Annotated in this window: 18 protein-coding genes and 1 pseudogene; 6 read left to right on the top strand and 13 right to left on the bottom strand. The window is 58.4% G+C overall.

Annotation, left to right across the window (positions count from 1 at the left end; translation table 11 throughout):
- Positions 1–47 precede the first annotated feature (47 nt).
- The 11 genes from KW568_RS25485 to KW568_RS25435 form a co-directional block, all read right to left on the bottom strand.
- Positions 48–287 (bottom strand): DUF2076 family protein, encoded by a 240-nt coding sequence (locus tag KW568_RS25485; RefSeq protein ID WP_227743111.1) that lies wholly within the window; start codon positions 285–287, stop codon positions 48–50.
- 14 nt (positions 288–301) lie between these two features.
- Positions 302–1,300, bottom strand: coding sequence for a fimbrial protein (locus KW568_RS25480; RefSeq protein WP_003249830.1), 999 nt, complete (start codon positions 1,298–1,300; stop codon positions 302–304).
- A gap of 26 nt (positions 1,301–1,326) precedes the next feature.
- The gene (locus KW568_RS25475; protein WP_259537144.1) at positions 1,327–3,555 is read right to left on the bottom strand and encodes a fimbria/pilus outer membrane usher protein; all 2,229 of its coding nucleotides are present in this window, start codon (positions 3,553–3,555) and stop codon (positions 1,327–1,329) included.
- Positions 3,556–3,644: 89 nt separating this feature from the next.
- Positions 3,645–4,625 carry an IS5-like element ISPa41 family transposase gene (locus KW568_RS25470; RefSeq protein ID WP_003117291.1) on the bottom strand — a complete coding sequence of 327 codons (981 nt, stop codon included), beginning with the start codon at positions 4,623–4,625 and terminating at the stop codon, positions 3,645–3,647.
- 12 nt (positions 4,626–4,637) lie between these two features.
- A complete protein-coding gene (locus tag KW568_RS25465) occupies positions 4,638–5,009 on the bottom strand; it encodes a FimD/PapC N-terminal domain-containing protein (RefSeq protein WP_259537141.1) in 372 nt (123 codons plus the stop codon).
- A gap of 113 nt (positions 5,010–5,122) precedes the next feature.
- Entirely contained in the window at positions 5,123–5,845 is a 723-nt protein-coding gene (locus KW568_RS25460) for a molecular chaperone (protein WP_033725390.1), read from the bottom strand.
- Between the two features lie 57 nt (positions 5,846–5,902).
- On the bottom strand, positions 5,903–6,487 hold the full coding sequence (locus tag KW568_RS25455; RefSeq protein ID WP_003249837.1) for a fimbrial protein: 585 nt from the start codon (positions 6,485–6,487) through the stop codon (positions 5,903–5,905).
- 662 nt (positions 6,488–7,149) lie between these two features.
- Positions 7,150–7,797, bottom strand: a complete 648-nt coding sequence (locus tag KW568_RS25450; protein ID WP_003249839.1) for a response regulator — start codon at positions 7,795–7,797, stop codon at positions 7,150–7,152.
- Between the two features lie 64 nt (positions 7,798–7,861).
- Positions 7,862–11,083 carry a hybrid sensor histidine kinase/response regulator gene (locus tag KW568_RS25445; RefSeq protein WP_004576143.1) on the bottom strand — a complete coding sequence of 1,074 codons (3,222 nt, stop codon included), beginning with the start codon at positions 11,081–11,083 and terminating at the stop codon, positions 7,862–7,864.
- Positions 11,084–11,162: 79 nt separating this feature from the next.
- Entirely contained in the window at positions 11,163–12,359 is a 1,197-nt protein-coding gene (locus KW568_RS25440; RefSeq protein WP_003249842.1) for an EAL domain-containing protein, read from the bottom strand.
- Positions 12,346–15,177, bottom strand: a complete 2,832-nt coding sequence (locus KW568_RS25435) for an ATP-binding protein (protein WP_033725392.1) — start codon at positions 15,175–15,177, stop codon at positions 12,346–12,348. The genes KW568_RS25440 and KW568_RS25435 overlap by 14 nt, the downstream gene beginning before the upstream one ends.
- A gap of 133 nt (positions 15,178–15,310) precedes the next feature.
- Here KW568_RS25435 and KW568_RS25430 point away from each other — a divergent pair.
- Positions 15,311–15,721 (top strand): annotated as a pseudogene (locus KW568_RS25430) (DDE-type integrase/transposase/recombinase); the annotation flags it as partial.
- A gap of 337 nt (positions 15,722–16,058) precedes the next feature.
- Here KW568_RS25430 and KW568_RS25425 read toward each other — a convergent pair.
- Positions 16,059–16,745, bottom strand: coding sequence for a histidine phosphatase family protein (locus tag KW568_RS25425; RefSeq protein WP_003249848.1), 687 nt, complete (start codon positions 16,743–16,745; stop codon positions 16,059–16,061).
- Between the two features lie 179 nt (positions 16,746–16,924).
- Between KW568_RS25425 and KW568_RS25420 the strand changes: the two genes are divergently transcribed.
- The 4 genes from KW568_RS25420 to KW568_RS25405 all read left to right on the top strand — a co-directional run bounded on the left by KW568_RS25420 (position 16,925) and on the right by KW568_RS25405 (position 20,275).
- Positions 16,925–17,494, top strand: a complete 570-nt coding sequence (locus KW568_RS25420; RefSeq protein WP_003249850.1) for a GNAT family N-acetyltransferase — start codon at positions 16,925–16,927, stop codon at positions 17,492–17,494.
- 149 nt (positions 17,495–17,643) lie between these two features.
- The gene (gene tesB, locus KW568_RS25415; RefSeq protein WP_003249851.1) at positions 17,644–18,513 is read left to right on the top strand and encodes an acyl-CoA thioesterase II; all 870 of its coding nucleotides are present in this window, start codon (positions 17,644–17,646) and stop codon (positions 18,511–18,513) included.
- Positions 18,510–19,100, top strand: coding sequence for an HAD family hydrolase (locus KW568_RS25410; protein WP_003249853.1), 591 nt, complete (start codon positions 18,510–18,512; stop codon positions 19,098–19,100). The genes tesB and KW568_RS25410 overlap by 4 nt, the downstream gene beginning before the upstream one ends.
- 164 nt (positions 19,101–19,264) lie before the next feature.
- The gene (locus KW568_RS25405; protein ID WP_004576145.1) at positions 19,265–20,275 is read left to right on the top strand and encodes an NAD(P)-dependent alcohol dehydrogenase; all 1,011 of its coding nucleotides are present in this window, start codon (positions 19,265–19,267) and stop codon (positions 20,273–20,275) included.
- An 88-nt stretch (positions 20,276–20,363) separates the two neighbouring features.
- On the opposite strand, the gene KW568_RS25400 is transcribed toward KW568_RS25405, so the two are convergent.
- Positions 20,364–21,065: a FadR/GntR family transcriptional regulator gene (locus tag KW568_RS25400; RefSeq protein WP_004576146.1), complete on the bottom strand. Its 702-nt coding sequence runs from the start codon at positions 21,063–21,065 to the stop codon at positions 20,364–20,366.
- Positions 21,066–21,324: 259 nt separating this feature from the next.
- Here KW568_RS25400 and KW568_RS25395 point away from each other — a divergent pair, with 259 nt between their 5' ends.
- Positions 21,325–22,677, top strand: coding sequence for an MFS transporter (locus KW568_RS25395; RefSeq protein ID WP_033726620.1), 1,353 nt, complete (start codon positions 21,325–21,327; stop codon positions 22,675–22,677).
- Positions 22,678–22,683 lie beyond the last annotated feature (6 nt).

Here is a 22,683-nt window from a genome sequence, read left to right as displayed (position 1 = left end):
CAACATGCCGGTTTTGACGACCTGCATGTTGTGCTCACTTGAGGAAGTTAAACGAACGCTTCGTCGTCTCCTCCACCGAAGAAGCCCTCGTCAGCATAGTGGGCATCTGATACCGGCTCTTCCTGTGCCACAGGTGGTTCTTTTGCAGGTGCCTGGCTCTCGAGTTGACCAGCACCATCGTCCTGGAACATCCCCATCAGCATGTTACCAAGCACCATGCCACCCGCCACACCGGCGGTCGTTTGCAAGGCGCCCGAAAGGAATCCGCCACCTTGCTCTAAAGTAATAAGTTCTTGGAATATCAGTTGTATTCCAGTACGTAGGTCATGGTCGCGTCTCCCCGACCTGGTTTCAACTTCCCCGTCTGGCTCGGAGCATACTGTGCTACGCCGGAAAACCGGTAGACCTCTGCCATGGCTTCGCTGCGTAACCACTCGAGCTCAATTGAGTTGTTTTTATTAAAGGGTAGCACTTTCCCCTTGTTTGTGGTGAGCGCTATATGAACGCCACTGGCTACACCCTCCTGCCCAGCCCCAGAAAGATTTAGTTTGCCGGCGCCTGGAGAATCGCCCTCAAAATATATCTTAATAGGAACTGGTTTATTTGGCTTTAAGCCAAGGCATCGCACCTCAAAAGAAAAATCTTTCTTGGGCGAGGTGTTAGCGCCAATCATTTTAATTTGCTGCTTTCCCATTGATACATTAAGGTTGCTAGTAGTTGACGCGCAACTAGTAAAATACGTTTCATTGATTAGTTCGCTAGATTGTGCCGAAGAGGCAAATTCTATTGTGCTTGGACTTATACCGGGAGCTTTAAATAAGACACGGAAATCAGAGGTTACTTTTCCTGACCCGACCACGAAGCCTGTACGTATGTACTCGACTTTTATGCTCGTCGGGCTCGCTTCATATCTGGGTTCGTCATAGACAATTGTCTTCTGCGGCGGGGTCCACACCAGCCTTGAGTTGGCGTATCCAGTGATGCGGATACCCACACCCTGAACGTTTGTTTTATAGACATCCATGATACCTGCAGGCTCCAACCCCTTGATGTCCAAGATGGCTTCTAGCTTATCAAGCCGGTCACAATTAACAACACCAAGCCTAGCCCCTCCCCCAGAAAAGCTGGCCAGTACACCGCCGATTGGAGTGAGGCTCATTGTGATGCTCGGGGGAACAACAACACTATTGTACGGATCAGGTCGAAATCCCGACATCACCTGATCCCATTTGCAAGCGGCCCATAATGAGCTACTTTCAACTAGCACAAAAATTCCGATCAACCCAACCAATAGCCGCATTCTAATCTCCTAGCAGTGAAAGTTAATTACTGTGCTGACGACGTGCGGCAGCGCAGCTCAAAGCGCTCATAGGCCCTATCTCTTTTCACAGGAGTTAGATGATATTCGGCCTTGCAACTGCCTGAGCTCCAGTTGAGCTCCAGTACGCCTTGATCATGAATGCCGAACACCAAAAGTCTCGACAGATTGTCGACGATGCCTAGCACTTTGCCCTGTGAGTCACGAGCTTGGGCACCGAAGGGAATTGGCTGGCCACTGTCCTGCTTCAGGTCAAATTGTACGCGCCGACCTTGCACGGAGGCGTAGCGCGCTTTGACGATGGCGCCACGGGTCGGCACAAGCATGGCACTGCTCTCGCTCACTTCAGTGTTGTTGCCCAGCGTGGTGGTATCCAGGTTGATCCAGTTGTAGCGATAGGGCTGAACGTAGGGCACTACGGCGTATCCCTTACGGTCGGTGCGAATGGAAGCTGAACTGTCCACGCCGGCCCCAGAGACGTCAGGAACCTCGATCAACGCAAAGGTTTCCCCCAGCGGTTGGCCGAAGGTGATGCCGTCTTGGTGCACCACCACAGATCCACCGGCACTCAGGTCCATGTGTTTGTTGTCGCGACTCTGATTGTAGTTGCCATTGATCCGCGAAGTAGGGGTGTCCCATCCCAGGCCGATGCCACTGGAGTTACCGCTCTGCTTGCTGTGCCCGGTCTGGACGGAATAGCTGAGCGTACTGCCCTCATTGAGAAATCCCGAAACACCACTTTGCACACTGGAGTCGCCGTGCTGTGAGGCCAGGGCATTGGCATACAAACGATGCGATCTGTCGCTACGTCCCAATGGAATACTCAGCGACGCGGTGAACTGAGTATCCGAGTTCGGTCCGCCAGAGCCTTCGGTATGGGCGATGGCGAGGCTGTAGCTGGCATAGGCCAGGGTGCCGCTGTAGCCGAACTGCCAGTTGCGCGTTCGGCCCTGACGGTTCCAATAGCTGCTCTCGCCCAGGCTGGCGTACATCGAGCCACGTTGTCCCAGTGATTGGTTGATGTTCATGTCTAACCGGCTTTTTTGCCGTCCGGACGATTGTTCGTTGAAGTACGTCAGGTCATCGATGTGCTGGCTGAAGGTCCGATAGCCAGCGGTTGAGTAGCGGTAACCGGCCATCGTGAAGCTCGTATCGGTCGCGTTGAAAGTCTTGGAGTAGAGAAACCGCGCGCTCTGACCTTCATCAGTGTTGCCCTGTAAGCCTTTTGACTGACTGTTGGTTACATCAAAAGAAAAGCCGCCTATCCCCGAGTTGACCCCGAAGCCAACGTTTGCGGCTTTGTAATCCTGTGCCGTTAATCCACCGCCATAAGTCGTTAGGTTGTTCGATAATCCATATACCACTGTGCCTTGGATGAATCTGGGCGAAGGCTGGCCGTCATAGGCGTACTCACCAGCAGCCAGGCTGTAACGGAAGTTACCTTGACGGGTCATTACCGGCAGGTAAGAGTAGGCCTGCGAATACTCTCTCACCAGCCCATCAGCCTCGATGATCTTGATCGTCAGATCACCACTGGAACCACTGGGGTAGATGTCGGCAATTTCAAACGCTCCTGGTGGCACGCTCGTGGAGTAGATCACATAGCCGTTTTGCCGCACCTCAACGGTCGCGTTGGTCTCCGCGATACCACGCACTACAGGCGCATAGCCGATCTCGTTATCCGGTAACATGCCGATATCGGAATTGATCTGAGCGCCGCGAAAACGCACGCTATCGAATATCTCGCCCTGACTGTAGAGTTCGCCAATGGCAAACTTGCTCTTGAGACTCGACAGGTCGTGCTCGGCATAGTTGCGGTTGCTGCGAAAGGTACTTTTGCTGCCGGTGCCGCCGGTCCATGCAGACTCGTTGCGCAGGCGCCAGCCCGAGATGTTGAAACCGCTGCGCAGACCAAGGTAGCGATAGTCGCTACGATTGCCGTTCGAGTCGTTACGACTGAAATTGGCCTGGTAATCGGTATAGAAGGCGGTAAGGCCCTGATCCCACAGGGAAGGGTCAACATAGCCGTGCACCTGACGTTTTACGTAAATCTGCGGCACGCTGATTTCCAAGGCCAGGCGAGTCACCTCGAACTCTAGTGTCGCGCCCTTGATCAACGCCATCAGATCGACGATCTGTGAAGGGTTGGCGTTAGTCGGAATAACGCCATCTTTCTTCAGGCGCTGGATATCGACCCCTAAGGATGCTCCGATCAACTTGTCGTGCAGCCGCGGCAAGTTGCAATTTTCCAGGCACCTACAGCGTCATTGGACGAAAAGTGACCGAAAAATCATGTACGGAGAGCTTTTTCGACCGGTTCTCCGTGTTAAACGCGAACCTCACCCATACCCATGAGCTGTTTTCGAACCCTCCACAGGTTTGCCAGGGCGAACAGCGTGGTCAACTGAGCCGTGTTTTTCATCAGCCCACGAAAACGTATTTTCACGTAACCAAACTGCCGCTTGATCACGCGAAACGGATGCTCGACCTTGGCCCGTGTCTGAGCCTTGCAGAACTCGATCTTGCGCTTGGCTTTGTACAGTACGCTGCGCTGGTTCAGCTTGGAATAGGTGCTGCGACGCGCTGCAATCTGCCAGATCACCCCCCGATTTTCATGCTCTTCGCGCCTTTCGACACCGGTGTAACCGGCATCTGCATACACGGCGTTTTCTTCGCCATGCAGCAGTTCAGCCACCTGCGTGACATCGGCCACATTGGCAGCGGTGCCATGGACGTGATGCACCAGGCCGGACTCGACATCGGCACCGATGTGCGCCTTCATCCCGAAGAAATACTGACCGCCTTTCTTGGTCTGGTGCATCTCGGGATCACGCTTGCCTTCTTTATTTTTGGTCGAGCTGGGGGCATGAATAATGGTGGCATCGACGATGGTGCCTTGGCGCAGCGACAGGCCTTTTTCCTGCAGATAACCATTGATGACCGCAAGGATTGCCGGTGCGAGCTGATGCTTCTCCAGCAAGTGCCGGAAGTTCATGATCGTGGTGTCTTCGGGGATTGGCGCGCTCAGCGTCAGGCGTGCGAACTGGCGCATGGGCGTGATTTCGTAGAGCGCTTCCTCCATGGCCGGGTCGCTCAGGGAGAACCAGTTCTGCAACAGATGGATGCGCAGCATGGTTTCCAGAGGATAGGGTTTTCTACCGCCGCCGGCCTTGGGGTAGAACGGTTCGATCAGCTCCAGCAGGCCTGCCCAGGGCACCACCTGATCCATTTCGGCGAGGAAGCGCTCTCGGCGGGTTTGCTTGCGCTTGCCGGCGTACTCAAAGTCGGAAAAGCTCATCTGGCTCATGGGCGGCTCGGATCAGGTGTTGCGGGGATTCTCGCATAACTGAAGGCTTGTTCGGAGATTCCCTAACTCTTCGAGCAGTGCCAGTCGGATGATCGGCTTTACCTTACCAGAGCTGCTGTCGAGGATGAAGCTGATATCCTGACGCTTCGACAGTGACTGGTTAAAATAGATATCAACATTGTAGGTGCCGGGTTGCACCGTATTGCCCTGTTCAAAATATTTAAGGTCAATCGAAGTGCCTGCTTTGTTCAAAAACAGTTCGTTGAATTGTACCTCTGTTGCCGCTGCTTGTGCTGTAACCCCCAAGGTTATGACGCACGAAACTCCGGGAAGGAAGGCGGCGTTAAATTTCCTGGCTTTCCTAAATTTCGTTAAAGTTGGCATGTGCCCACCCGTCAGCCTGACTTCTGAAAGTGCCAGAAATCAAGATTTTCATTAATAAACTGTCTAGACTTTGCCCGTGCTTAGTTTCAGCCAGAGGTGGCGTTCGACGCGTGCTAGTGGCTCAGTTTGATTGAGTGAGTGTCATGACCGCCGTAATCATTAATGCTGCTGAATTCTACGGTCGTGGGCTTGACCGTTTTACCGGCGGGGAGTCCTTGCACGTTGAAGACTTGCGTCTTGCCCGGGGCAATCATGCCGACGGAGACGGGGTAGCTAGCTGAGCCGTTGTTCAGCGTGACGCTCGCGAAAGAGACGTGGAACGCCGAAGGGTTGCGTATTTCAACGGCCGCTTTGCCTGACTGTTCGACTAGGCGCCAGTGCAGTTGTTGTGGGGCTTCATCGGGCTTGCCCACCAGGCTGGCTGGCCGATAGAACAGCTTCAGTCGCTGGCGCACCGCAATCTGCAGGCTGTTGTCGTCTTTGGATTTCTGCGGGATTTCCTGAACATTCAGCCTGAACAGCGATTCTTTATCGCCTGGCAAATGCTCGCCGGAGTAGAAAATTCGCAACAACTGCTGTTTGTTACCTCCCAGACGACTGAGCGCTGGTGTTATCACGAATGGCACATTTTGCGCACCATCTTTGACCTCGGGTTCGATCCAGGACTGGATCATGATGTCTTGCGCGCCCTGGTTCATCACCAAGATGGAGGCTTCCTTGCTAGGCTCGGTGTACAGCACCCGCGTTCCGCCCAGCATGATTCCCGCATTGGCCAGCGAGTTGAAGCAGGTCAGCGCCCCGAGCAGTGCCACTTTTGCAAACATCATCGTTTTCATCGACAACTCTGTAGATAGCTAAGGGGTGTAACTACACCCCTTTGTTACTCGACGGGATTATTCGTAGCTCAGGGTGAACGGCAGAGTACCGGTGGCAGTACCTGGCTTGACTGTCCAGCCATTGGCCACATAGGCCGCACGCAGACTTAGTCTGGCTTTGTAGCCAGCTGTCGCATCGCCTGACAGAGCGCCTCTGATGCTTTCGTTCGACGACAGGTTCAGTAGCTTGTTGGCGGTGTTGTAGATGCCGATGCCAACACCGGCAGCGGTGCCGGCGGTTCTCAGCAAGCTAGGATTCTTGCCGTCGATGCCCGAACCACTACTTGGATCAAATTGCATGGTCACTGCGGTCAAGTCGGCAGCGGTCGTGCCACAATCGAGGTTGAGGTTGATAGCCTGGCCTGCCGTGATTCCGCCACCGGCTACCCCCTTGAGCGAATTGGAGCTGATTTTGCCGAGCTTGACGTCAATAACCTGATCTCCGGCCGCGCCACTGACGCTTGTGCCTGCACCGCCACTGATGCTGCAGGACGCCGCGACAATTTCACCGGAGAAGTTCACGGTGCCGTCGGCTGCGATGGCGTTGCTGGCAATAAAACCTGTGGCAGTGATGGCCAGGAGTGCTTTAATGGGTTTACACACAGTTTTAACTCCTTAATGCAAATTTGAAATGCTATATTCTTCAGATTAGGTTGTTTGCGAGCGCGGGCTGCTTAAGTGATGGGTGCTGAGATTGAAAGTCTTGCAGGCCATGTGGTCGGCGTTAGGGCTTTCGAAAGTACACCTGTAATTAATGCCCACAACTGCAGCGATCACGCAGCCAGGGTTGCACTATTTTCTGATCAGACGGCGTATTGGGTAGGCCGGTGAAGTTGGCACTTCTGCTGGCTGTGGAGCGCTCGGATGAACGAGGAAGTGGTTACAATTATAGAAAAATGTTCTTCATGTCATGTCCATTGCTATTGGTCGGGTAAGGGCATTTGTGGAAATGCCCGTGAACAATAACGGCTATAGCTATTTGCGGACATCAGACGATTCTTAATTCGGATGCTTTCGATAAGGCGGTACCGTGAACGTCAGCCGAAAGCATTGCACGCTAAGCAAAGAGCAAGGGATACCCACCAACTTCTGGTGCGCCAGGTTGCAGTGGATGTCGAGGTTACAGAACTTGCCCTTAACGCGTCCTTAGGCAGGCTTTCGGTGATGCCTATGTCCATGACGATCATGCGCTCGGCAATGGTGACATCATAGGACTAGGCATCGTTGTCGATGGCACCAGTCAATGCAATTTTCTAATGGGGGGTTTAGTTGAAAATGCTACGCGCCAGGCAATAGGTCAACAAATCCTGATCACTGCTGACTTCGAGTTTGCGCATGGCAGATATTTTTTGTGCGCTGATGGTCTTTGCACTTCTGCTCTGGCTGCGCGCTATATCGCTTACGCTTTTCCCGGCAACGAATAATCGCAGTATTTCAAACTCTTTCGGCGATAGGCTGGCCACACGCTCATCGATAGCGGTATTGGAATCAATTACTGAAGTTTTCGCAGGTTCCAGGCTTTGATACGTGCTTTGACGGGCGATGGCATTGAGGGCCAGTTCGATTTCCGTATGGAGTTGATTTTTCTGAATGACACCAACGACTCCCAGCTCCTGTAGGCGGGTAAGAATCAGGTGGTTGGAGATCATCGTCAATATTAGAACCTGGACGTGAGGGTAACGACGTTTCAGGTAGTCGACCAGTTTGAGCCCGTCGCCATAGGGTGAATCAGCGGGCATATTGTAGTCGCTGATAACGATGTCGACCGTTTGTTGTTCAAGCAGTTCGATCAGGCCCCTGGAGCACACGGCCTCGCCAACCACACAAAAGCGTGGGTCGCGCTCGACCAGCTCGCGAACACCGAGAAGGACGATGGGATGATCGTCAGCGATGATGACCTTGAGTTTTTCCATAAATACGGCCCGTTATACCGGTGCGAAGGGGGTCCATACGGTTGCACGTAGTGGTGTGGTGAGTTTACGCGAGGGTGTCCAGGATTGTCGCAAGACGTTCCAGTACCTGCTGTACTTTCTGCGTAATGGGGGCATCGAGCTTCGCGTTGTGCAACTGATCCTCCAGGTCGACGCACTGGCTGGCCAGGCGGCTGGCCTGGACCGCACCGAGTGCGCCGGCCATGCTATGCAGGCGCTCGGCGATGGCTCTGGCATCTTGCTGTGCGAGCGCGCTGCTGATGAGCTCGATGTCCTGTCGCATGGTATTGATAAACAGCGGCCGCATTGTCGGTGACAGTTTTACGCTATCAGTGGGCGTTGCGGTGTGCGAAGTGCTCAGGGTTTCGGCGTCGAGCCGTGAAGGAGCACTGTGCAGCATGGGTTTGCACAGTTTGATCAGCTGTGCCCGCAAGGTTTTCAGGCTCAGCGGTTTGACAAGCCAGGCGTTCATCCCCACTTCCATGCAGCGTAAGCCTTCCTCGCGCATAGCGTTGGCAGTCACGCCGATGATCGGCAAGCGGCTGTCGTGCGCGCGGAGGGCCTTGGCCAGTTCATAACCGTTCATGACCGGCATATTGACGTCGGTGAGCACCAGGTCGAAGACCTCGGGTTGCCACAGGTGCAAGGCCTGTTCGCCATTGGCTACGACAACGGCGCTGCACCCTAAGGCCTCGAGCTGCTCCTTGAGGATGGCCTGGTTGATCGGGTTGTCTTCGGCTACGAGGATATGCAACTGCAGGTTCACGCTACGTTGTTCGGGGGCTTCACCGGCTGGTCGGCAAGTCCCTTGACGGGCCAGCACGATGGCCTGAGCTACTGCTCGCAGATCATGCATGTCGACGTCCCAGTGGCCATCACTGTATTGGGCGGGGTTGCGCCCACCGCTGATACAGCAGATCCGTGGCCCGTTCCAGGGCAGTTCAGGTGTGGTTGCAAGGACTTCAACCAGCAGCGCCTGTGGGTTGTCTGGCGCTTGTGGGGGAATTGTCAGGGTCGCATCCACGCCCAGGCGCTCAAGCCAGTCGCAGTAACTTTGCCCCAGTTCCGGGAGTGGCGCGCGCACATACACAGGTGTCGGGTCGCGTTCGATGGCGGGGCAGTCGGGCAGCTCGCCAGGCAACACCGACAAATTCATTTTCAGGGAAAAGCTACTGCCCAGCCCCGGCTCACTGACCACTCTCATCTGCCCGCCCATTAACTCGCTGAGCCAGCCGCAGATTGGCAGGCCCAACCCCGCACCGCCTTCGCTGGATGCATCCTTGACCTGATAGAACAGCTCGAACAGTTTCGCCTGCTGTGGTTCGCCGATGCCGATACCGGTATCGGTGACTTGCCATTCAAGGCTGACCTTTCCCTCCGTGAGCTCCAGCACACGGGTACGTAACACCACCCGGCCGGTGTCGGTGAATTTGATGGCATTGCTCAGCAGATTGTTGAGGATCTGGCGAATCCGCATCGGATCTCCGAGCACCCTGCCAGGCAGCCGCGCGTCGGTGCAGGCGTAGAGCTGCAATCCCTTGCGCTCGGCGAAGGCGGCGTAGGTATGCAAGGTGTCTTCGAGCATGTCCAGCGGGCAGAATTCAACCGGCTCGATGGCCATCTGGCCGGATTCAATCTTGGAGACATCCAGCACATCGCTGATGAGTTGGAACAGGGTGGCCGAAGAACGCTGGATGGTATTGAGGTAAGCCAGCTGGCGTGGCTCCAACGGGGTCAGGCCAAGCAGTTCCAACGTGCCCAACACGCCGTACAGCGGTGTGCGGATTTCATGGCTCATGGTGGCCAGGAACAGGGTCTTGGCTTCGTTGGCGGCATCGGCGGCGCGCCGGGCGTGTTCCAGGGCATGGGCATCTTCGACATGCCGTGTGACGTCGTTGAAGGCATACAGCCGCACGTCCTGGCCCTGATAACGGGTAGCGACGAAGCCGACTTGCAGGTGACGGCCGTCGATTTCCAGATCGTGCTCTGCGGTATTAGCGTTGTCCTGTTGAAGATTCAGGGCTTTGACCAGTGCGGCGGTGCCTTGCCATTGCCGGGCCCGCTGGTTTTCCAGCAGTATCTGCTGGTCCGCGCAGCGCACCACGCACAGTCCGGTCGGCGCGGTGTCGATCACCACGCGGCTGAAAGCCTCGCTCTCGGCGATGCTTGCGTGGGCCTGGCGCGCTGGGAGGATAACCTGTTTCTTGTACCAGCGGCTGGCCAGCCAGCCCAGGCCGATGATGGCCAGGAGCGAGAGCAGCAAGGTGGTCAGTGACCAGAATGCGTAGCGGAAAAAACTTTTGAAGCTAATGGTGTAGATGGCCGCCCAGCCGGGACCGTCGTGGTTGACCAGCTTGAACACCAGACCTTCTGGCTTGAGGTTCACGCCCTCGTGCAGATGTGATTCCGGGCGCTGAATGCCAATCAGTACTTCACCGGCCGGAGCAATCAGGGTGAAGCGGTCATACACCATCCAGTCCATGATGCGTTCAAAGTCGTTGATCTGTGACAGGTCGAGCAGCGAGGCCACAATACGGCGGGCGTCGCTCCCCTTGACCTGCGCCTGTTCGGATTTGGACTGGAGATTGACATACGCCAACAAGCGCGCAGGTGTTGTGCGGTCGGGCACTTCGACATAGCTTCGCCAATCGATCCCGTTGTTCATCAAGTATTGGCTGTCTTGCGGTGTGCGAGCCCGGACGGTGTTGAACACATCGACGAAACTTTCGTTGATGTTCATCATCTTGCCGCGTGAACGTCCGGTCGCAGGCACGGTAATGTCGTAGCTGTCGTGTGGCCCGAACAGAAACACTTGCGGTGAAGGGAAGTGCGAAGCTGACCAGAACGTACTGTAGAGGTCTGCCAGGTTTGCCCCCAGGCCAAAGATCTTGGGGTGTTCATGAGCAACAACTTTGTCCTTGTCGAGTTTGACGCTGAAGGGTAATGAGAACGAGAACGCCTGTCCTTGGTAAATGTTTGGTCCCTCGTTCGGCAAGGGTGAAAGCAAATGCACCTGTGGGCTTTCGTCAGACAGCTGTGTCCCCTGCGCAGCCAGCGTTTTCAAAAAGGCTTCCTGCTCCTGAATGTTTTCCAGCAGGCGGGCAAAATGAAAGCGCACCGTGTCATGGTGTTCTTCGACCAGGCGCTGGATCGACCAGAAGCTGGTGCCGACCAGCAGCAACGCCAATACCAGCAGAATCATCACCCCTTTGTTCAGGCGTAATGAACTGCGGGTGAGGTTTTCCAGTGAGGCGTTGTTTTGCTTCATGAACAGTGTCCGCAGGGCCTTAAAATACCGATATCCGATGAATGTTACCTCTGAATAGTGGTCGAGGGTTGGGGGCAGATCAATAAAGAGTCGCCGCCCCATCAAGGTTCAAGAGTTGCTGAAACTGATCTGGTGACACAGCGTGGGAAATCAGAAAGCCCTGGGCCTGATGGCAGTCGATTTTGCGCAACAGGGCAAGCTCCTGGGAGGTTTCCACCCCTTCGGCCACCACGGTCAGGCCGAGCTTGCGCCCCAGGGCGACAATGCTGGCCAGGGCTGAGGCCATGTTCTCGTTTTGATGACATCCCTGGACCAGTGCGCGGTCGATCTTCAGCTCGGTGAACGGCGCCGACACCAGGCTCAGGTAGGAGCTGTAACCCTGGCCGAAATCATCCTGAGACAGGCCGAAACCTTTAATGCGCAAGCGACAGGCCCCGGCGTAGAAGTTGCTGAGGTCTTCTGGCGTAGAGCTCTCCATCAGTTCGAAGCAGAGCTTGCCGGGTATACCCTGATGATGGAGGACAAACTCCAGCAGACGGTCCGCCAGGTCGTGGCTATTGAGCAGGTGGGTGGGCAGGTTGATCGACACCGGAATGTCATAGCCCTGTTCGCGCCAGCGGGCCTGGGCATCCATGGCCTGTTTGAGCATCAGCCATAGCAAGCGCTCCTCCATGCCAAACGCTTTCAGTGCAGGCAGGAACGAGCCGGGCAATAACACCCCCTGTTCAGGATGCATCCAGCGCACCAAGGCTTCGGCAGCGACGATACGACCGCTGTGCAAAGATTTCTTGGGTTGGAACCAGGCCTGAAAAGCACGGCTGTTAAGGGCCTGGAGCAGGGTCTGGCGGTCAAACTCGGCGATCGGGGCAGCAGCGGCTTGCGCAGCGACTTGATGCTTGCGCCGCAGTTGCTCGGTCACGCTACGCAGGGCGCCAGGCGACACGGGCTTGGAGATCAGTCCGATCACATCGACGCCGAGATTTTTGGCGACCAGGCTGGCCGCCATCAGCATACGTCGAGAGGCGGCGCTCATGATTGCCAGGTCAGGTTTACAACGCAGCCCGGCCAGACGCTGGATGAACTGCACACCATCCATGCCGGGCATCAACAGGTCGGTCAGCACAAAGTCGAAGTCACGTTGTTGCAGGCGCTGCAGCGCCTCGTTGCCGTCCCGTGCGCACTCCAGATTGAATTCACCCAGTTCGCTTAACAGGTGCTGCAGGTACATACGCTGAAACGGGTGATCTTCGACAATCAGAATGTTATAGGGCTTCACGGGTGATTCCTTGATAGGGCGCCAGGCAGTTGAACAGGGCTTGCAATGCAAAAGGTTTGACCAGACAACGGTTCATGCCGGCGGCCAGACATAATTCTTCTTCGCCGCGCATTGCATTGGCCGTCGCACCGATGATCGGCGCCAGGCAGCCTTGTCGACGCAGTTCTCTGGCCAAGGCATAGCCATTCATACGGGGCATGTTCACATCACTCAGGACGACGTCGAACCGGCCAGGCCTCCAGTGCTGCAGCGCTTCATCGCCATCGCTGGCCAGCACGACGGTACATCCGAGTTCTTCGAGCTGACCCTTGAGAATCAGCTGATTGATGATGTTGTCTTCGGCGACCAGCACGCGCAGGTCAAGCTGTCGCATCTCCTGCGGCTTTGTGTGTTCATCGCCTGTGGTAGCCCTCAGTCCCTGGGCCTGGCTGACAGCCTGGTAAATAGCATTCAGGTGGTTGAGATTCACGCACCAGATACCGTCTTCATGCCGGGGTTCGCTGCAGCCATTGCTGCTGATCAGGATCCGTGGACCTGGCCAGTCCGGCTGCAGGTGTTGCTCGACGCGGCCTGGGTGCAGCTCAAGTAATACCTGAGTACGGGTTGCGCAGGTCTCGGCAGGGCAGCCGATCTGCGCTCGGGCCCCCCAGCGGCGCAGCCAGCCAGCGATAGACTCTGCCAGTTCGCGAATCGGTGAAACGATGTAGATGATTTCGGCCAACAAGCTGTGCGGCACGGTTGTGTCACTCGTGCCGAAGGCGACTTCCAGCGGTAAGGTCAAGGTGAAGCTGCTGCCCAGGCCGGGTTCACTGACCATGCGCATATGACCGTTCATCAATTGCGTCAGGCGTTGGCAGATGGGCAGTCCCAACCCGGTTCCTGCGACTACATGAGTATTGCCTTCGATCTGGTAGAAGGGCTCGAAAATGTAGGCTTGATCCTTCTCGGCAATACCTTTGCCAGTATCCGAAACTTGCCACAACAGGCCTGATCGTTCGCCTTCGCAATTCAGCAAGCGGACCCTGAGCACCACACGCCCGCAATCGGTAAACTTCACCGCGTTGCTTAGCAGGTTGTTGAGGATCTGGCGGATTCGCGAGACATCACCAATCAGTCGTTCAGGCAGGTGTGGGTCGAGACAGGCATAAAGTTGCAGGCCTTTGCTGGTTGCTGCGGCGCTATAGTTCTGGACGACTTCGTGCACCAGTTCCAGTGGTGAAAATTCGCTCACTTCCAGAATCAACTGGCCAGCCTCGATCTTCGATACGTCCAGGACGTCGCAGATCAGTTGCAAGAGTGTTGCCGAAGAGCCTTCGATGGCATGCAGGTAGTCTTTCTGCTGGCCGTCGAGACGGGTGCGGGACAGAAGCTCGAGGGTGCCCAGGACGCCGTACAGGGGCGTGCGGATTTCGTGGCTCATGGTGGCCAGGAACAGGGTCTTGGCTTCGTTGGCCGCGTCGGCCGATTGCCGCGCTTCCTCCAGCGCAGCTTCCACCTGCTTGCGTGTGCTGATGTCGCTGAAGGCGCAGAACAACACGTCTTCGCCCTTGTAGCGGGTGGGCGCACTGCTTAGGTGCAAGTGGCGGCCATCGGCCGTTTCAAAGTAATCGCTGCAGTTGGCATCGACCGAGTCGAAGGCGTCGCGGATCCAGCCGGCACACAGCACATCACGCTCAAGGCCTTCACCTAACCATTGTTGGGCCAGATGATTTTCCAGCACCACCTTGCCGTCACTGCGACGCAGAACGCACAACGCGACCGGGGCGGTCTCGATGACGTCACGGCTGAACGCTTCGCTTTCTATCAAGGCTTCAATGCGATGGACTGCCGGGGCGATCAAGCGCTGTTCGAAACGGCGCATCAACAGCACGATCAGGGTGATGCTGAACAGGCAGAACAGCAGTGATCCGAGCAATTGTTTCCACAAGCCCCCCAGCACTGCCAGCAGGTCGATCGAGTAGACTAGTTGCCAGTCCGAAGACTTCAGGTGTTTGCGGATCACCAGGTGATCGGGCATCAGGCCGTTGCCGATAAAGCCAAAGAAGTTTTCGCCTTGGGGGCTGAGCAGTCTCTGGTTCAGGCTCTCCTGCGGATTGTTGCTGAACACGTGCATGCCATCGGCATTGAGCATCATGAACGCACCGGCGCTATGATCACTCAAGGCTCTGGATACCTCACGCGTATCCATTTCCAGGCCCAGCCAGCCGGACTCGGGGGCGCGTTCGTCCAGGCGAATGAAGATGTACAGGTGCGAGCGTTGCTCATTGTGGTCAGTCAACCACAACTCGCTCAGTGGCGCGGCTGCACGATTCTTGAGTACATGCAGTTGTTCAAGCATGGCGGCAGAGAGTTCGGGCACCTCAGCTGTTGCATTAAAGAGCCGCCTGACCTGGGCTTGTGCACCGGTGCCTACGTATAGCAGGCTGACTTGCTTGTCTTGCATATAGCTGCGCATGCGTTTGGTCAGCCAGATACTCCACAGGTTGTTGGGGCTGCTACCCAGCTGCAGGTGGATTTCTTCGCTCGAAGGCAGGTAGACCAATGGCTTGGCTTGTTGCTCCTTGCGTACAGCCGACAGGCTCAGGCTTTCCAGCAAGGCTTCGCGGTTGGTGAAGAATGCATGGGCTTCGGCAATCGCGCTGCTCATGTAGCCACGACGTTGGGAGATGTCGTTGTTAAAGGTGAACAGCAAAAAGTTGTAGACACCACTCAAGATACCGATCGATAAAACGATGGCGAACAATCGCAGCAACCGCCGGGCCGCTTCGGGGTTGGACAGTAAGGGATTGATGTGCAGAAGGTAACGTTTTAATCGCATTAGCCAACTTTGTGCGGATAGCCGGCAATCGGACATCAGACAATTCTTAATCGTTGAATGGCCCCAGTGAACGTGTTCCAACCGACCCAAAAACTCTTGCTAGCAGATCTACCGCGCTAGGCGCGTAAATGGCTACCCGGTGCGGCGCCTTTGCCAAACCCTCAAGGTGAACCCCAGCGGCTACTACGCCTGGCTGACCGAGCCTCAATCTGCCCGAGCAAAAGAAGATCAACGTCTACTTGGCTTGATCAAACATGCTTGGCTGGAAAGCGGAGGTGTGTACGGCTACCGCCTCGCGCGGCAGTTCAAGGTCAGTGAGCCGAACACGGTCTGGGTGACAGAAATCACTTACATCCGCACCTATGAAGGGTGGCTCTACCTAGCGGTAGTGCTGGATCTGTTCTCACACCAAGTAATTGGTTGGTCAATGAAGCCAAGGGTGTGCAGCGACTTGGCTATCGACGCGATGTTGATGGCCGTTTGGCGACGCAAGCCACAGCAGCAAGTGATGATTTATTCAGACAGTAAGAATGTACTGGCCAGTGTTTCCATAGGGTCTGACTCACACAGCGATAGACCGATGATGGATGATCTGGTCGTGGAGTGTCCCGGGTGGCCTGACCCACACTTCGATCGACCCTTGTGTCTTTCCCTGGGCCTGTCGACCATCCGGGAACACTGCACGTCAAGGTGACCGCCTTGCCGATACGTGTGACCCAAGAAGGGCCTGACGCCACGTCACTTTACTGTCTTGTCCAGGTGTCCGGTTGGAGCGGTTCAGACGGCATGGTCGAGGTCGTAATCAGGGCCCGGTACTGATCTTGCCATGGCCGGGCCAGCTTTGCTGCTCAATCGCCTGCACAGGATTGCGGTGGCCTGAATTACTTTGCGGCGCTGGCCAATACCCGTTGCCAGTCCGGTTCGTTCAAGCGCCCCAGGATGCGTGCCTTGCCATTGCCATCCACCGATACGAACAGGGCGCTGGCATAGTTGCTTTGACGTTCGCCGCCAGCAACGTGCTGCTGGCGGGCAAAGTGGTCGATGCAGCCGTTGTGAGTCACCAGCACCAGGTTGTGGCCCGCGCGTTTGTGTGCAAGCGCTTCGTTGGCGAACTGGCTGTCGCAGCTTTCGAGCCAGTCCTCGCTGGCCACCGCCTGACCCAGTATGAAGTGTGCGGTTTGCCGGGTGCGCAGTTTCGGGCTGCTGAGCAGGTCGGCTTTGTTCAGGCCCAGCTGGTGCAGCCCTTGGCCCACGCGGGCAGCGGCCTGGCTGCCGCTCAGGGTGATCCCCGTGGGGTCGTCCAGGCAGGGGCCGGGGGCGCTGTCGCAGCGTTCGGCGTGGCGGATCATCACGATCACCGCACCGTCGGCCCAGTCCTGCAGCAGGCCGCTGTCACTCAGTTGTTGCTCGTTACCAAGGTCCACGATATGCGTCCTCGTCGCCAGCCAGGTGGTCAACGCCGCCACGACCATGCACAGGCCCAGGGCGGCTCCGACGGCGTTGCGAGTCAGGCGTCGCTTGCGCCGGGCATGAATGGCGGGGTGCCCCAGGGTGTTGCTCGATAGCATGCGTTGCTCCGTTGGCAGTGCCGCGGCTGGCGCGGTGGTGGGTGGCGCCATCCTGCCAAGCGGCCTGTCGGGGGCCGGTGAAGGGCGTGTGAAAATTGCATTTGGCGGCTGCCGGCTGGGTGAAACCCGCGCCCGCGCCTACGCTGTAAACTGCAAGGCGGTAAACCGGAGCAGGCCCGATGACCCCCATCCTCGAACTGGAAAGCGCACGGCTGGTGCTGCGCCAATGGCATGACGATGACTTGCGCGAGTTCGCCGCACTGTGCGCCGACCCACAGGTGATGCGCTACTTTCCGGCGCCGCTGACGCGCGTTGAGGCGGCTGCGTTGATCGGCCGCGTGCGTGGGCATTTCAATGAATACGGTTTTGGTTTGTGGGCCCTGGAGCGCAAGGACAGTGGCGCGTTCATCGGCATGACCGGGTTGCTCAATGTCAACTTCGACGCGCCTTTTGCCCCGGCGGTGGAGATCGGCTGGCGCCTGGCACGTCGCCACTGGGGCCTGGGCTTTGCCAGCGAAGCGGCGTGGACCTGCCTACGTTGTGCTTTTGCCCAGTTGCGCCTGGAGGAGGTCGTGTCGTTCACCAGCGAATGCAACCTGCCGTCGCAAAAGGTGATGCAAGCCATCGGCATGCAGCAGGACCTGCACGGCAGCTTCGAGCACCCCCGCCTGCCCATCGGCCACCCGCTGCGCCCGCATGTGCTGTACCGGATCGATCGCGCGCATTGGGAGCGCACCCTGCGCGCCTGAATGCACTGCCATGCCCGGCGCGAATGACAAACGCTGTATCATTTGCCTACTTGGAAGGCGCTTGCCCGTAACACGTTCAGCGCCTGTGAAATCGAGCGCCGCTCGGGCGGCGCATCGCGAGCTAGGCTCGCTCCTACGGAGAACCGCCGATGAGTCATGTGTTGGACGACCTGGTCGACCTGTTGAGCCTCGAATCCATCGAGGAGAACCTGTTCCGTGGACGTAGCCAGGACCTGGGCTTCCGCCAGCTTTACGGTGGCCAAGTGCTGGGCCAGTCGTTGTCGGCTGCCAGCCAGACAGTCGAGGACGCGCGCCATGTGCATTCGTTGCACGGCTACTTCCTGCGCCCGGGCGATGCCAGCCTTCCAGTGGTGTACTCGGTAGACCGCGTGCGCGATGGCGGCAGCTTCAGTACACGGCGGGTGACGGCGATCCAGAAAGGCCAGACCATCTTCACCTGCAGCGCGTCGTTCCAGTACGACGAGGAAGGCTTCGAGCACCAGGCGCAGATGCCTGACGTGGTCGGCCCGGAAAACCTGCCTACCGAAGTCGAACTGGCCCGTGCCATGGCCGACCAGTTGCCCGAGCGCATTCGCGACAAGGTGCTGTGTGCCAAGCCGATCGAGATCCGCCCGGTCACCGAGCGCGACCCGTTCAACCCCAAGCCGGGCGACCCGGTGAAATACGCCTGGTTCCGCGCCGACGGCAACCTGCCGGACGTGCCTGCCTTGCACAAGTACATGCTGGCGTACGCCTCGGACTTCGGCCTGCTGACCACGGCGTTGCTGCCCCATGGCAAATCGGTGTGGCAGCGCGACATGCAGATCGCCAGCCTCGACCATTCGCTGTGGTTTCACGGCAACCTGCGCGCCGACGAGTGGCTCCTGTACGCCACCGATAGCCCCTGGGCCGGCAATTCCCGTGGCTTCTGCCGCGGCAGCATTTTCAACCAGGCCGGGCAACTGGTGGCATCGTCGAGCCAGGAAGGCCTGATTCGCCATCGCAAGGACTGGGCATGAGCCTGGGCGAGGTGCGCAACTGGGTGTTCGACATGGACGGCACCCTGACCGTGGCCGTGCACGACTTCGCCGCCATTCGGGTGGCGCTGGACATCCCGGCCGAACACGACATCCTCACCCACCTGGCGGCCTTGCCGGCAGAGGAAGCGGCGGCCAAGCATGCCTGGTTGCTGGAGCACGAAAGGGACCTGGCAACGGCCTCCACGGCGGCCACCGGGGCGGTGGAGCTGGTGCGCGAGTTGGCCGGGCGCGGGTGCCGGCTGGGTATTCTGACCCGCAATGCGCGTGAGCTGGCGCATGTAACGCTGGAGGCCATCGGCCTGGCGGACTGCTTCCCGGTGGAACACATTCTCGGGCGTGACGAGGCTGCGCCCAAGCCGAGCCCGGATGGGCTGCTGAAGATTGCCAGCGCCTGGGGCGTGACGCCGAGCGAACTGGTGATGGTGGGGGATTACCGCTTTGACCTGGACTGTGGGCGGGCGGCGGGGGCGCGCACGGTGCTGGTGAACCTGCCGGACAATCCCTGGCCGGAACTGGTGGATTGGCATGCGGCGGATTGCCGGGCGCTGAAGGTGATGCTGGGCTGATGCGTGTGTTGGCCATGCGGGCCTCTTCACGGGCATGCCCGCTCCCACAGGTATTGCGCACGTCTCGGGGCCTTTGGTGCCCCTGTGGGGGCGGGCGTGCCCGCGAAAGGGCCGGATCTGTCTATGCTGAACCCCATTCTTTGCTCTGATACGGAGACCCACCCATGAGCAGCAAGGCCATCTACGTACAACCCGGCGGCGGCTACGACAAGGTCCAGGTCGGCACCTGCGAGGCCCAGGCCCCCAAGGCCGGCGAGATTACCGTGCGCCTGCACGCCAGTTCCCTCAACTACCACGATTTCGCCGTGGTCAGCGGCATGTGGGGCCCAAGCGAGCGACGCATCCCCATGGCCGATGGCGCCGGCGAGGTGGTTGCGGTGGGGGCTGGCGTCTCTGAGTTCCAGGTCGGCGACAATGTGGTCAGCACCTTCTTCCCCGACTGGCTCGATGGCCAGGCCAATGTCGAGGGCTTTGCCCGGGTGCCCGGCGACGGCATCGATGGCTACGCCCGTGAACAGGTGACTGCCCGCGCCACCGCCTTCACCCTGGCACCCCAGGGTTTCAGCCATGCCGAGGCTGCCACCCTGACCACCGCCGGCCTTACCGCCTGGCGCGCGCTGATGAGCGACGATCACCTCAAGCCCGGCGACACGGTGCTGGTGCAGGGTACCGGCGGTGTGTCGATTTTCGCCCTGCAGTTCGCCAAGCTGGCGGGCGCGACCGTGATCGCCACCTCGTCCAGCGATGCCAAGCTGGAGCGCCTGAAGGCCCTGGGTGCCGACCACCTGATCAACTACAAGAGCACCCCGGCCTGGGGTGAGAAGGTGCGCGAGCTGACTGGCAACCGCGGTGTCGATCATGTGATTGAAGTGGGCGGCCCGGCGACGCTGGAGCAGTCGATGATTGCTGCGCGCATTGGCGGGCATGTTTCGCTGATCGGCATCCTTACCGGGGTGGCCGGGCAGTTGCCGTTGGTGCAGGCGCTGGTGCGGCAGATTCGGCTGCAAGGGGTGCTGGTTGGCAGCCGAGCGCAGCAGCAGGCGATGGTGCGGGCGATCGACGCCAACGGCCTGCGGCCGGTGGTGGACAAGCATTTCGAGCTGGAACAGATCGTCGAGGCGTTCCGGTACCAGGAGAGCAACCGGCATTTCGGCAAGATCTGCCTGACCTGGTGAAGTGAGGGCAGGGTAGCTGGCTGTAACGGCCACCCTGCATGTCACTCTGTTCGTAGCATCAAGCCCGAGGCCATGCACTGCCTCACAGTCAGTCCGGCAGTAGCCGGTCGCGGCTGTTGGACAGGTGCAGGCACACTGCCGCCCGCGCGGCATCCGGGTCTTGTCGGCGGATGGCATTGAGGATCGCCTCATGCTCCAGGTTGGCCAGGTACGCTTGCCGCGCCAGCTTGGCCCCCGCGCGCTCGGCCAGGGCCATGCGGTTGCGCGGTATCAGGCCGTTACCCAGTTGCAGCAGCATCTCGGTGAAATACAGATTGCCGGTGGCCTCGGCAATCAGCAGGTGAAAGCGCCGGTCGGCTTCGATGCAGCTGTCGCCGGCAGCGGCCAGGTCCTGATAGTCATCCAGCGCTTGGCGCATGCGCGCCAGTTGCCCCTCATCACGACGCAGTGCGGCCAGCGCGGCAGCCTGGCCCTCAAGGCCAATACGTAGCTCCAGCAGGTTGCGCACATTCGCCGCGCTCTCCGCCGCAACGCGCAGCCCGGCCTGGGCCTGGCGCTCCATTACGAACGTACCGATCCCGTGGCGCGGCTCCACCAGCCCAGAGGCCTGCAGCTTCGACAAGGCTTCGCGAACCACCGTGCGGCTGACCCCGTGCTCGCGCACCAAGGTGTTTTCCGAAGGCAGTTTGTCGCCTGGTTTGAAGGTGCCCAGCAGAATCTGCTGGGTCAGGCTGGAAACCAGGTCGTGGGCACGGCTGTGGCCGCGTTTGCGCGCGTGTTCGGGTTCCATGTGTGATCCGGTTCTTGATTGGCTTGTACGACAAGTTAATCGATAGAAATATTTTTTGCCGATTTTTCGCGCATCCAATTCAGCATGTAGTTGAGCTGTTTTTGCACGTTAGGATCAAATTGGCATTATGACAGCTTGTATTTTGCTATTTTGCCGACGTTAATGATCTTGTCGTACAACCTCGCTGCGAATAAGCTCCTCCCCACTGCCATGTCAGACAACCCGACCCGCACAAAAACAATTAGTGGGAGATCCGCAAGTGAACGACACCCTCGCTCCGTCTGCCCGGCATGAAGGCGACGCGTTGGCCAGTGCCGTGGCCAAGGTCAAGCGCCACGTCCTGCCGCTGTTCGTCATCATGTTCATCGTCAACTACCTCGACCGCGTCAACATTGGCTTCGTCCGCCCGCACCTGGAAAGCGACCTGGGCATCAGCGCTGCGGCCTTTGGCTTTGGTGCCGGGCTGTTCTTCATCGGTTACGCGCTGTTCGAAGTCCCTTCGAACATGCTGCTGCAAAAGGTCGGTGCCCGGCTGTGGCTGACCCGTATCATGTTCACCTGGGGGCTGGTGGCCACGGCCATGGCCTTCGTGCAGAACGAAACCCAGTTCTACGTGTTGCGTTTTCTGCTCGGGGTGGCCGAAGCAGGCTTCTTTCCTGGCGTGATCTACTACTTCACCCGTTGGCTACCGGCGGCAGAGCGCGGCAAGGCCATTGCCATCTTCCTCAGTGGCTCGGCGCTGGCTTCGTTGATTTCCGGGCCGCTGGCCGGGGCGTTGATGCAGATCCAGGGCCTGGGCCTGCATGGTTGGCAGTGGATGCTGTTCATTGAAGGCATGGCCTCGGTGGTGCTGTGCTTCTTTGTGTTCTTCTGGCTCGACTCCAAGCCGCAGGACGCCAAGTGGCTGAGCAAGGCCGAGCAGGACGCGCTGGTCGCCACCATCGACCGCGAGCAGCAAGCGCGTGAGGCCATCGGCGCGGTCAGGCCGTCGGCCTGGAGCCTGCTCAAGGACCGCCAGATCGTGCTGTTCTGCCTGATCTACTTCTGCATCCAGCTGACCATCTATGCCGCCACCTTCTGGCTGCCCAGCATCATCAAGCGCATGGGCGACCTCAGTGACATGCAGGTCGGTTTCTTCAACTCGATCCCTTGGCTGATCTCGATCCTGGCCATGTACGCCTTCGCCGCCGGTTCCGCTCGCTGGAAGTTCCAGCAGGCCTGGGTGGCCGGCGCCCTGCTGGTCGCTGCCACGGGCATGTTCATGTCCACCACGGGTGGGCCGGTGTTTGCCTTCGTCGCCGTGTGCTTCGCCGCGATCGGCTTCAAGTCAGCGTCGTCACTGTTCTGGCCAATCCCCCAGGGCTATCTGGACGCCCGCATCGCTGCGGCGGTGATTGCCCTGATCAACTCGGTCGGCAACCTCGGCGGCTTCGTTGCCCCCACCACCTTCGGCTTGCTGGAGCAGCAGACTGGCTCGATCCAGGGCGGCCTGTACGGCCTGGCGGTGACCTCGGTGCTGGCGGCGATTGCCATCTTCTTCGTACGCATTCGCCCCAAGGGCGTCCCTTCCGATGACCTCAAGGCCCCTTCGGCCCTGGGCCAGACCCACTGATGACTG

The organism is Pseudomonas sp. HD6515 (genome assembly GCF_024971855.1).
Taxonomy (GTDB): domain Bacteria; phylum Pseudomonadota; class Gammaproteobacteria; order Pseudomonadales; family Pseudomonadaceae; genus Aquipseudomonas; species Aquipseudomonas alloputida.
This window is presented reverse-complemented; position numbering and strand designations above follow the sequence as displayed.